The 10,472-nt window shown below is 64.2% G+C and carries 10 protein-coding genes; 4 read left to right on the top strand and 6 right to left on the bottom strand.

Annotated features, from left to right (window positions below):
• The first annotated feature begins 43 nt into the window (after positions 1–43).
• Together HV796_RS07770 and HV796_RS07765 are read left to right on the top strand one after the other, a co-directional pair.
• Positions 44–436, top strand: a complete 393-nt coding sequence (locus HV796_RS07770; protein WP_175225889.1) for a hypothetical protein — start codon at positions 44–46, stop codon at positions 434–436.
• 143 nt (positions 437–579) lie between these two features.
• A complete protein-coding gene (locus tag HV796_RS07765; RefSeq protein ID WP_175225888.1) occupies positions 580–1,635 on the top strand; it encodes a hypothetical protein in 1,056 nt (351 codons plus the stop codon).
• Positions 1,636–1,730: 95 nt separating this feature from the next.
• Here HV796_RS07765 and HV796_RS07760 read toward each other — a convergent pair whose 3' ends face one another.
• Genes HV796_RS07760 through HV796_RS07745 form a run of 4 tightly spaced genes read right to left on the bottom strand, consistent with a single transcriptional unit; the run spans position 1,731 to position 5,678 of the window.
• Positions 1,731–2,834, bottom strand: coding sequence for a pyridoxal-phosphate-dependent aminotransferase family protein (locus HV796_RS07760; protein WP_175225887.1), 1,104 nt, complete (start codon positions 2,832–2,834; stop codon positions 1,731–1,733).
• Between the two features lie 26 nt (positions 2,835–2,860).
• Positions 2,861–3,730, bottom strand: coding sequence for an ABC transporter permease (locus HV796_RS07755; protein ID WP_175225886.1), 870 nt, complete (start codon positions 3,728–3,730; stop codon positions 2,861–2,863).
• Complete coding sequence (locus HV796_RS07750) at positions 3,727–4,566, bottom strand: ABC transporter permease (protein WP_175225885.1); 840 nt, start codon at positions 4,564–4,566, stop codon at positions 3,727–3,729. Before HV796_RS07750 ends, HV796_RS07755 begins: the two co-directional genes overlap by 4 nt.
• A 14-nt stretch (positions 4,567–4,580) precedes the next feature.
• Positions 4,581–5,678 (bottom strand): ABC transporter substrate-binding protein, encoded by a 1,098-nt coding sequence (locus HV796_RS07745; RefSeq protein ID WP_175225884.1) that lies wholly within the window; start codon positions 5,676–5,678, stop codon positions 4,581–4,583.
• Positions 5,679–5,901: 223 nt separating this feature from the next.
• Between HV796_RS07745 and HV796_RS07740 the strand changes: the two genes are divergently transcribed.
• Together HV796_RS07740 and HV796_RS07735 are read left to right on the top strand one after the other, a co-directional pair.
• The gene (locus tag HV796_RS07740; RefSeq protein ID WP_175225883.1) at positions 5,902–6,843 is read left to right on the top strand and encodes a LysR substrate-binding domain-containing protein; all 942 of its coding nucleotides are present in this window, start codon (positions 5,902–5,904) and stop codon (positions 6,841–6,843) included.
• A gap of 98 nt (positions 6,844–6,941) precedes the next feature.
• Positions 6,942–8,213 carry an MFS transporter gene (locus HV796_RS07735; protein ID WP_175225882.1) on the top strand — a complete coding sequence of 424 codons (1,272 nt, stop codon included), beginning with the start codon at positions 6,942–6,944 and terminating at the stop codon, positions 8,211–8,213.
• Positions 8,214–8,239: 26 nt separating this feature from the next.
• Here the strand turns inward: HV796_RS07735 and HV796_RS07730 are convergent, their stop codons facing one another.
• Positions 8,240–8,974, bottom strand: coding sequence for an amino acid ABC transporter ATP-binding protein (locus HV796_RS07730; protein WP_175225881.1), 735 nt, complete (start codon positions 8,972–8,974; stop codon positions 8,240–8,242).
• Between the two features lie 74 nt (positions 8,975–9,048).
• The gene (locus HV796_RS07725; RefSeq protein ID WP_175225880.1) at positions 9,049–10,437 is read right to left on the bottom strand and encodes an FAD-binding oxidoreductase; all 1,389 of its coding nucleotides are present in this window, start codon (positions 10,435–10,437) and stop codon (positions 9,049–9,051) included.
• Positions 10,438–10,472: the final 35 nt, after the last annotated feature.

Below are 10,472 nucleotides of genomic sequence, written 5' to 3'. Positions count from 1 at the left end.
ATTTACGGCAACAGATTGAACGAACTCATCAGGAGACTGAATAATGACCCTTCACGTATTCAAGCGAGACGACACGTCCGACGTCCGGTATCTCGTGGTGGATGATCACCTGTGCCTTCTTACTCCGCTGTTTTCAGACGGAACCGGACTGGGAAAATTCAAGGAGCAGTTCGCGAACGCTCTCAACCTGACAGACGAGAACGTGCCCAGTGACGCCGCAGTGCACGCGCAATATCACGACGCGATTGAAGCCCAGATTCTCACGGAATTCGGCGACGACCTTCGCGGCAAGACGATCAACGCCAATCACGGCCACTTCCCATTGCCGGGCACCAAGGACGCATTCACGGCGCGGGTCTTCGAAGTCGCACCCAAGCTTCAGATCTTCACACGGCAGGAGCGACAGACGCTCATCGGCCTGACCAACTGGGGATAACCCGCTCATTCCCGCTCATGCGGCCGGAGCGCTGCGCGTCAGGCCGTTTCTGCACCCATCACTGCTGCACCAACTTACGGAGTCGTCTGCGGCCATCCTGGCCGCGGGGCTTCGTATTGTCTTCAACCTGCGAGGAGAAAACCATGAACTGGAATCGCGCATTCACCGATCTGATCCGCAATGGTCGTCCGTCCTACTGGGGCAACTGGACGCTTTCACCGAAACTCACGCCGGGCGCCGTCGGCATTATTACGCCGGACACCGGCGACTTCACGCTCGTCAAGGAAGCGACGCCTGGGGTTGTCGTCAGCAGCCGAACCGTTCCGAATCAATGGAAACTGTCTTCGAACAATGTTCACCGCACGGAAGCCAACGTGAATCTCGATGGATCGGGAACCGATCCGGATACCGGAACGAAGGTCAAGGCGGGTGTCGAGGTGAAGTGGGAATTCGCGTCGGTGGGCTCGATCGCGTCGGAGTTCGGTATCGCGTCGGAAGCCTACATCAACGATCTGACGGTGCTGTCGAAACCTGACACGCTGAAGTGGCTGGCCGAGCAGGCGCAATTGGTCAGCATGGGCTCGGACGGAAAGATCTCGCAAGGCTTCGGCGTGGTCACCAGCGCAATCTTCGCGCATAGTGGGCTGAACGTCGGCTCGCAGGACAACAGTTCGTCATTCGCGCTGACCGGGTCGGCCAGCGCGATTCATGACATGCTGGGCGGGATCAACGGCAAGGGTTCGTTTCTGTCGGCCACGCAGAACAAAAGCGTCGATCAGCATATGTGGCCGTTCAAGGCGGAAGAACTCGCCACCAGCCCCATCCCGATCGCGTATACGGTCGCATCGTTCGACGGCACGCTGCTGATTCCGAACTGGATCACCCGCCTTGGCGCATTCGAGATCTTCTTCAATAACAAGCCCGGTTGCACCTACGTGACGCAAATCAAGCTCGCGTACGACACGCCGCAGGGCCCGCGAAACGACGCGTTTTCGCTGTCCGGTGGCATTTCGAAGACGGTCGGCAACATTCCGCTGAACGCGACGAACATCCATGTCGAAGTGAAATTCAAGGGCGTGATGAACGACGACAACTACACGTTCAATTGGCCCAGCCCGTTGGGGCAATGGCTGACGGGTCGTCGTGAAATCGAAATGACCGGCGTCTGGCCCGGCTCCACCCACGCTACCGAGCAGTAACCGGTTGCGTGATTGCGACGTAGCATTCGCACTTGAAGGGTCCTCCGGAAGCTGGGCTCATCCTTTCCGGGGGACCCAAACGGGCGATGCGAGATTCAGCGAGCCGCATACACATCGTTCACCGCGCGCGCCGCCGCTCCGATATCCACGTCGACGCGCTGGCGTTCAAGCGCCGTGCCATACGCGGTCACATTCGCGAGCACCGCATCGAACTTCGCACGCGTGCCGGTGTGGTCGAGCCGCACGAGCCGCCCTTCGATCTCTCCATAGCCCGGCGCGAGTTCGACACCCATCCGCGCTGCGTCCGCGATCAGCGTATGCGCATCAACCCCGGTCGGCACCGGCGCGGACGTGACGAGCGCGGACGCCGCCTCGTCACGCGCAATCCACGGTTCGATACCGAGCGCACGCAGCCCGGCACGGCTGGCACGCGCCGCTTGCCGATGGCGTGCAATCACGTGCTCGATGCCTTCCGCTTCGACCCGATCGAGCGCTGCTTCAAGCGCCCAGAATTCGAGCGGCGGCGGCATGCCCGGCAACGCGAGCCGGCCGCGCTCGAGCCAGTTGCGTTTAAGGTCCATTAGCGACAGGCTCGACGGCGCAACATCCGGCGATGCCGCGATATGCGCCCACGCGCGCGCACTGACCGCGACCCCCGACACGCCGGCGGGCCCCGCGAGCGCCTTTTGCGCGCCGATCACCGCAATGTCGATCCCATGCTGATCGAAGTCGATCGGATGGCCACCAACCGAAGCGACCGCATCGACGACGAATAGCGCGTCGCGCGATCGTGCGAGCGCCGCCAGTTCCGCAAGCGGATTGAGCGCGCCATTTGACGATTCCGCATGCACCGCCGCGATGATATCGACCTGCGGTAACCGCTCCAGACACGCGGACACCGCAGCCGCATCGATTGGCTGCCCCGGCGCCGCGCTCACCTGATGAACGCCGGCGCCGCCCCGGCTCAGCCACGTGCCGAACCACGCGCCATACGGGCTCGTCACCACATTGACCGCGACCCGACCCGGCCGCGCGATACTGATCGCAACCGCCTCCAGCGCGAGAATCGCCTCGGCCTGGACGAACACAACATTGGCGTGCGTCGCCAGCAAGCGCTTGATACGATCCGCGAGCGGCGCATAACGGTTGGCGGGATAACGCGGCGGATCGAGCAGCAAGCGAAGATCGAAGGAGGACATTCAATGGCCTTTGCGCTTTGGGCATTTCATGCAGAAACGGGCTCGCGTGTCGAACGTTGCAATGCGTAGTAGAACGCCACCGCAAGCGCGAGCATCAGCACCGTGAACACGAACACCGCCGACGCGGCCGCATAGACGGCCGGCGACGGACCGTACTGGAGACTGCCGTACAGATAAACCGGCAGCGTGCCGGTTTGCGGCGTCGTCAGAAACGCGGATACGACGAGATTATCGAACGAGAACGTATACGCCATCACGCCGCCCGCCACAACCGCCGGCACCAGTTGCGGCCAGACGATCAAGCGCAGCGTCGCGGTGCGCGTACAGCCCAGATCAGCGGCGGCGTCTTCGAGATCACCATCGAGCGTCAGCATGCGGGCGCGCACTACTAGCGCAACGACGGCAATCGCGATCGGCGCGATGCCGGCGACCAGCGTCACGCTCCCAAGCGGCACACCTGTCACCGCATAAAACAGCAGCAATGAAATGCCGATGACGGACTCCGGCACGATCAGCAGCAACAAGGTGAGCCCGCTCAGCAAGCGCCGCACGCGTTGCGCGGGATGCCGCACGATCACAAACCCGAGCATCGTGCCGAGTAACACCGACAGCAGTGCGCACCACGCGGCGACGATCACGCTTTGCGCAACCGCGTGCCGCAACGACAGATCGTTCCACGCCGCCGCATACCACTGCAACGTCCAGCCGGTCAGCGTCGCGGTCTGCCTGTTATCGACGCCCATATTGAAGGAGTACACGAGGCCGACGGCAATCGGCACGAACAGAAAGAGCACGACCAGCGCATACCAGAGCCTGAGTCCGGTATCCGCGTAGCGCGAACCGGACTCACGATACGCCGCGCGATGAGTGTCCACCGCGGCGCCCTGCCCGCTCATCGCCCGGTCTCCGCCCATCCCGCCGTGACGCGCGCGAGTGCCGCGACCAGCAGCGCGACGGCCGCGAGCACGGTCATCGCCATCGCCGAACCGAGCGCATAGTTCTGCGCATCGAGATACTGCCCGGCAATCGCCTGCCCCATCAGCACGCCGCGACCGCCACCGAGCAGCGTTGGAATCACCATCTCGCCGAGCATCGGCACCGCGGTGAGCAACAACGCGGTCGCGATACCGGGGCGGCTCAACGGCAGAATCACTGCGGAAAACGTGCGCCAGCGGGTCGCACCCAGGTCTTCGCTCGCATCGATCAGTTCGCGAGGGATGCGTTCGAGCACGATGGCGAGCGGAACGATCGCGATCGGCAGGTAGACATAGACCATACCGATAAAGACTGCAATCGGTGTGTCGAGCACGTCGAGCGCACCCGCATGCAGGCCGACTGCATTCAGTGCGGTTTCAGCGATGCCATGTCGCGCGAGCACGATGCGTAGCGACATCACGCGAATCAGGAAGCTCGAGAAGTACGGCACGAGAATCACGATCAACGCGAAGAGCCGCCGTCGCGCATGAAACGCGATGAAGTACGCAGCCGGATACGCGACACACACGCACAGCAGCGACGCCGTCGCGGCGAAGCGCAGCGTTCTCGCGAACGTCTCGCCGTAAAAGCCGGTCAGTGCCGCCGCGTAGTTGTCGAGAGTGAAACCCGGCTGCACGCCACCGAACGTCGCGTGTCCAAACGAAAACACGGCCGTGAAGCCAAGCGGCACCAGAAAAAACACCGTGAGCCACGACGCGGGCAGCACCGCGAGCAGGTGATCGGGCATCTCGCGCATACGCGTGCCCCGCGTCAACCCGCGGCAGCGCGAATTTCCGTCTGCATCTGCAGATAGACGCCAATCGTATCCGGATTGACCACAAACGATGTCAGCTTGCTGAAGTCGAGCCCTTTGCCGCCGAAGATCAGATCGGCGTCGTGCACATCCGGGCCGATTTTCTCGCGCAGGCCCGCCAACGCCGCCGGAAAACCGAGGTAGCGCGTCTCGGCCGCCTGCACATCGGCACGCAGTTGATAGGCAAGAAAGTCATACGCATCGTTGACATCCGGCGCGTGCCTGGCGATTGCGTAGTTGTCGACCCATAGCTCGCTCAGCGGCCCGGGCACGACCCACTTCAGCCGCGGGTTCAGCGCTATCGCGGCACGCGCGCCCGCCTGGTGGGTCTGCGCGAGCACGATCGAGCCGTTCGCGGCCGCGTCGGGTTCGAGTGTCGCAAAGGTCTTCACGTGCTTCGCGAAGCGCTTGACCGGCTCGGCTGCCGCGCGAATCCGCGCGGCGCTTGCGTGGTTCCAGTCCTGGCCGCGCATCCACAGTTCGGGCCCGATCGTCTCCCAGCCCGACACCGACAGACGCACCTTGCCGGACACACCCGGCTTCTCGCCGGCCTTGAAAAAGTCTTCCCACGTGACGATCTCGCCGGTCGCCTGCGGGTCGTAGAGCACACCGAGCAGCCCCCAGTCCTTCGGCAACGAATAGCGGTTGCCTGGGTCGTACTCACGGTTCAGCAGCTTGGGGTCGAGCGACGCGAGATTGAGCCGGCTGTGATCGAGTTCCTGCAATAGCCCGCGTTGCGCAAACTGCGCAATCCAGCTCGACGACGGGATCACGATATCGAACCCCACGCCCGCTGGGCTATTGAGCTTCGCAAATAGCGTCTCGTTCGAATTGAACGTCGATATCGTCGGCGTGACACCTGACTGCTGCGCATAAGCGCGCAGATCGGCGCTCGAGAAATAGTCGGGCCAGCTATAGATGTTCAGCTGTTTGCCAGCCGCGGCGCGAGCGCTGCGCGGACCGGCGAACGGCGCCAGCGCGGCCGCCGCGCCGATCATGCGGAGAACGGTGCGCCGGCGCGCCGCGCGGCCGGCAAGGCGTGCGTGTTCTGTCACGGTGGGTTCGAGCCTCATGCGCAGTGGACAGGCATGCGACCGGTCACGCACAGTACGAGCAGGTCCACGCGCATCGCAGAACGCCCGCTCCCGGCCGCCATTCTGGAGACAACACCCGACGCGCCGGCTTATTCCGTCGATTTGCTATCTTTCAGGTTCGGGGCCGCATCGCGCGCGTCCCGATACCTCTTTCATCGACCCACGCCACCTACGGGAATGCCTGATGCCGCTTCGCCTTCCGCCCTTGTCGTCACTGCGCTTTTTCGAAGCGGCCGCGCGGCATCTCAGCTTCAAGCTCGCTGCGGCGGAGCTGAATGTGACGCCGAGCGCGGTCAGTCACGGCATCGTCGGCCTCGAACAGGCGCTCGGCGTCGAGCTGTTCGTGCGCGAACCGCGCGGGCTGTCGCTGACGCCGGAGGGCAAACAGTATCTCCCGTATATCTCCGAGGCGTTCGCGCTGATCGCGATCGGCACACAGCGGCTGCCCGACCGACGCGCAAACCGCACGATCGCCGTCAGTTGCGCGCCGACGCTGGCGATGCGCTGGTTCGTGCCACGCCTCGCACGCTTTCGCGACAGCTGGCCGAACGTCAATGTGACGGTCGACACGTCGCGCCGGCTGATGGGCTTTCCGGCCGACGGTTTCGATTTCGCGCTGCGTTTAAGCCGAGGGCCCGTCGCGGGCGCATCATGCGACCGGCTCTTCGGCGAGCGGCTCGTGCCCGTTTGCAGCCCCGCGTACCTCGATACCTTGACCGCGTCGAGCACCGGATCGGCCGACGGCGCCTGCGTTGCTCAACCCGACCTGAGCCGCGCCACGCTGATCCACGTCGATACTGCGAGCGCCGACTGGCAGGTGTGGCTCGACGGCGCCGGTTATACCGGCATCGACGCGTCCCGCAGCCTGCACTTCGATACCGTGCAGCTCGCGCTCGAGGCCGCGGCCGGCGGTCTTGGCATCGCGATCGGCCGGCTGCCGCTTGCCGATGCGGACCTCGCCGCGGGCACGCTCGTCGCCGCGAGCGACCGGATCGTCGTCGCTGAGCCGGCCTACTGGCTGGTCAGCGCACACGCGGCTGACGCGCGGCCCGATCTGCTCGCGTTCAGGCAGTGGCTGCTCGCGGAAGCGGTACTCGTCGAACCGGTTACGTCCGCGACTGAATAAGGTCGGGTTCGGGTGAAAATTTCTCACCTGCCGTCGAAATCTTTTCCTTTGCCGCCGCTTCTCATCGCTGCCACTATCGCCGCGAGGAGGAAACCACCATGTCGACGGCAATCCGCGGTCATTCGCTATCCTTGAAAACCCACCTGACGCTCGTGATCGTCGCGGCGGCGCTCATTCTGAGCGCGGCGATGGGCGTGCGGCAAACCTTCGGTCTCTTGATCGGCCCGTTCTCGTTCGATCGCGGCGTACCCGTCACGCTGATCGCGTTCGCAATCGCTCTGCACAACCTGGTGTGGGGCTTCGCGCAGCCATTCGCCGGTGCGGCGGCCGACCGGCATGGCGCCGCGCCGGTGGTCGCATTCGGCGCGGCGGCGTTCGCGGCAGGTCTCGCGATCGCCGCGGCCGCGTCGTCCGGCTGGGCGCTCGTGGTCGGCCTTGGCGTGCTGGTCGGTATCGGCATCAGCTGCACGAGCTTTGGCGTCGTGCTGAGCGCGGTGGGCCGCATTGCATCGGCGCAACAGCGCAGTCTCGCGATGGGTATCGCAAGCGCCGGCGGGTCGGTCGGTCAGGTGCTGATGGTGCCGCTCGCTCAAACCGTCCGCTTGAGCTCGGGCGTGAGCATGTCGCTCTTCGTGCTCGCCTTCGTGATGCTGCTCGCGGCGCCGCTTGGCATCGTGCTTGATCGCCGCACGCGCGGTGCGACCGCTGCACATACGGTCGCGGCCACGTCGCATGACGCGCGGCCCACTTCTTTACGCGACGCGCTCGCGCAGGCGTCGCGACATCGCGGCTATCGGCTGCTGACACTCGGCTTTTTCACGTGCGGCTTCCAGCTCGCGTTCATTGCGACGCATCTGCCCGGCTATCTGTTTCTGTGCCATATGCCGCTCGGACTCGGCGCGACCGCGCTATCGCTGATCGGGCTCTTCAATATGGCCGGCAGCTGGGCATGCGGATGGCTCGGTGGCCGCTACCGTCAGCAGACCGTGCTCGGCTGGCTCTATCTGATCCGCGGCGCGGCGATTGCGGCGTTTTTCCTGTTGCCGAAGTCGACGGTGTCCGTCGTGCTATTCGCGGCGGTGATGGGCCTTACGTGGCTCGGCACCGTACCGCTGACAAGCGGACTCGTCGCGAAGGTGTTCGGCACGCGGCACCTGGGCACTCTGTTCGGTGTGTGCTTTCTGAGCCATCAGCTCGGTTCGTTTCTCGGTGCTTGGCTAGGCGGCTTCGTCTTCGATGTGACCGGCTCGTATTCGCTGATCTGGGGCGCGACAGCACTAGCCGGCGTGTTCGCGGCGCTGCTGCACTTTCCGATCGACGATACCGTGGTCGACGGCACGCGGCCGCCGGTCAAGGCGGCGCGTGCGTGAGTCGTGCGTCGCTCAGCGCGTCGCCGTCAATGGACGAGCGTCTGCGCGAGAAACCCTTGCATGCGCGCATGCTTGCGTCGCGCGGCGTCGAAGAACTGCTCGGGCGGACGGTCATCGAGAATGCGCCCGCCGGCCATAAACAGCACACGGTCGGCGACGGATCGCGCAAAGTCATACTCGTGGGTCACGACGAGCATCGTCATGCCTTCCTGCGCAAGCTCCGCGAGAATGCCGAGCACGCTGCCGACCTGCTCCGCTTCGAGTCCCGCGGTCGGATCGTCGAACAGCATCACCTCGGGGTCGAGCACCAGCGAGCGCACAATGCCCGCGCATTCCTGTTGCGCGCGCGACAGTTCGTGCGGAAATTTCGCTTCGACCGCGCGCAGCCCGACACGCCCAAGCAGCGCGCGGCTGCGAAAGCTCGCCTCGTCCCGTGAACGATGCAACACCTGGGTCTGCGCGAGATCGAGATTCTGCAGAATAGTGAGGTGCGAAAAGAGCTGCACGCCCTGCAACACCACGCCGACGCTCACCCGATGCTCGGGCGCCGCGCGACGGCCCGGCTGCAAGGTCCGCGCCCCGACGGTGATCTCGCCGCGCTGAAACGCTTCGATCCCGTTAATGGTCTTGATAAACGTCGACTTGCCGGCGCCGGCCGGCCCGCACAACACCGCAACGTCGCCCTTGTCGAGCGACATGCAGCAGTCGTCGAGCACCTGGACATCGCCATACCACTTCGACAGATGATCAATTCGAATCATGATTCGGCTCCCGCCCAGCGCGTGGCCCCCCACCACGTGCGAGGCATCACACAACAAGTCACACAGGGGATGCTTCAACGCATCGGTTTGATGTTCTGGTTGAGGCTGAAAAAATTCGTCGGATCGTACTTCGCCTTCAGTTCGGCGAGCCGCGCGTAGTTGCCGCCGAACGCCACCTTCGCCTGATCGGGCACTTCGTCACTAAAGAAGTTCGGCAGATACGCGCCGGTCGACTGAGGCCGCAGCGCGTCGAATAGCGTGCGCGTCCAGCCGATATGCTGGTCGCTGTGCGCCGGGTCGAGCCACTGGGCCGAGAGATTGATGTTGTACAGCGGGTCGCGATGCGCAAACGCGGTCTGTGCGTGCCCGACGCGGGTCGGCGCGCCGGCGTAGTACTCGACGATCACCGCGGTCAGCGGCGACGTCGAGCGCTCCATATGGTCGATCAGCAAATCGATCACGTCGTCGTCGAACGCTTTGACGAAGGTCGATTTCCAATAGTTGTACGACTTGTCCGGGAACGACTGTTCGACGAGCGACTGCATCACCGGAAACGGCATCGGCTCGATGCCGTCGAACACCGGCGTGCCGAACTGGCGCATCGGCGCGAGCACACGCTCGCCCTCGGCCAGCTCGCCGCAATAGCAGACGATCATCCCCACCACCGGAACAGCGTCCGGCGTCGACAGCAGGCCCGCGTACGCGGTCAGCTCTTCAGGCGCGGTCTTCATGAATTCGCGGTAGTGGCGCAGCACGGCGCGCGCGTCCGCACGCGGATACAGCAGCAGGCCGCCCAACACGGTCTTCACCGGATGGGCGCGAAACACGAACGACGTGACGATGCCGAAATTTCCGCCGCCGCCGCGCAAGCCCCAGAACAGATCCGCATTCGAATCGGCACTCGCGGTGATCAGGTCGCCATTCGCGGTCACGACTTCGCACGACAGCAGATTGTCGATCGTCATCCCATACTTGCGCACCAGAAAGCCGACGCCGCCGCCGAGCGTGAGCCCCGCGATGCCGGTTCTCGACACGACGCCCGTCGGCACCGCGAGCCCATGCAGATGCGTTTCGCGGTCGATGTCCGCGAGCAGCGCGCCACCTTGCACGTGCACCGTGCGCGTTTCCGGATCGACCGACACACGCTTCATCAGCGACAGATCGATCACGATGCCGTCATCGCACAACGAACGGCCCGCGACGTTGTGACCCCCGCTCTTCACTGCGACGAGCAGATCGTTCGTGCGCGCGAACTTGACTGCGCGAATCACGTCGGATGCGCTCGCGCACCGTGCGATCAGTCCGGGATGTTTATCAATGCTCGCATTCCAGATGGTGCGCGCCGCTTCATAGCCTTCGTCAGCGGGCAACAGGACGTGCCCTTTGAAGTCGCTGCGGAAAGCCGAAATGGCTGCGGAGTCGACGTGCTTGCCGTCGCGCTGCTTGAGCGTGGCCAGATGCATTGATTTCCTCCTCGGAAATGCCGGCATGAGTTTGG

Source organism: Paraburkholderia humisilvae (genome assembly GCF_902859855.1).
Taxonomy (GTDB): domain Bacteria; phylum Pseudomonadota; class Gammaproteobacteria; order Burkholderiales; family Burkholderiaceae; genus Paraburkholderia; species Paraburkholderia humisilvae.
The sequence above is the reverse complement of the archived record's forward strand: the minus strand, read 5'-3'. Positions and strand labels throughout refer to the sequence as shown.

Excerpts from the sequence above, each read along its gene's own strand:
- HV796_RS07755 (WP_175225886.1), bottom strand. The coding sequence starts at position 3,730 with ATGAGCGGGCAGGGCGCCGCGGTGGACACTCATCGCGCGGCGTATCGT.
- HV796_RS07730 (WP_175225881.1), bottom strand. The coding sequence starts at position 8,974 with ATGATTCGAATTGATCATCTGTCGAAGTGGTATGGCGATGTCCAGGTG.
- HV796_RS07750 (WP_175225885.1), bottom strand. The coding sequence starts at position 4,566 with ATGCGCGAGATGCCCGATCACCTGCTCGCGGTGCTGCCCGCGTCGTGG.
- HV796_RS07760 (WP_175225887.1), bottom strand. The coding sequence starts at position 2,834 with ATGTCCTCCTTCGATCTTCGCTTGCTGCTCGATCCGCCGCGTTATCCC.
- HV796_RS07725 (WP_175225880.1), bottom strand. The coding sequence starts at position 10,437 with ATGCATCTGGCCACGCTCAAGCAGCGCGACGGCAAGCACGTCGACTCC.
- HV796_RS07735 (WP_175225882.1), top strand. The coding sequence starts at position 6,942 with ATGTCGACGGCAATCCGCGGTCATTCGCTATCCTTGAAAACCCACCTG.
- HV796_RS07740 (WP_175225883.1), top strand. The coding sequence starts at position 5,902 with ATGCCGCTTCGCCTTCCGCCCTTGTCGTCACTGCGCTTTTTCGAAGCG.
- HV796_RS07770 (WP_175225889.1), top strand. The coding sequence starts at position 44 with ATGACCCTTCACGTATTCAAGCGAGACGACACGTCCGACGTCCGGTAT.
- HV796_RS07765 (WP_175225888.1), top strand. The coding sequence starts at position 580 with ATGAACTGGAATCGCGCATTCACCGATCTGATCCGCAATGGTCGTCCG.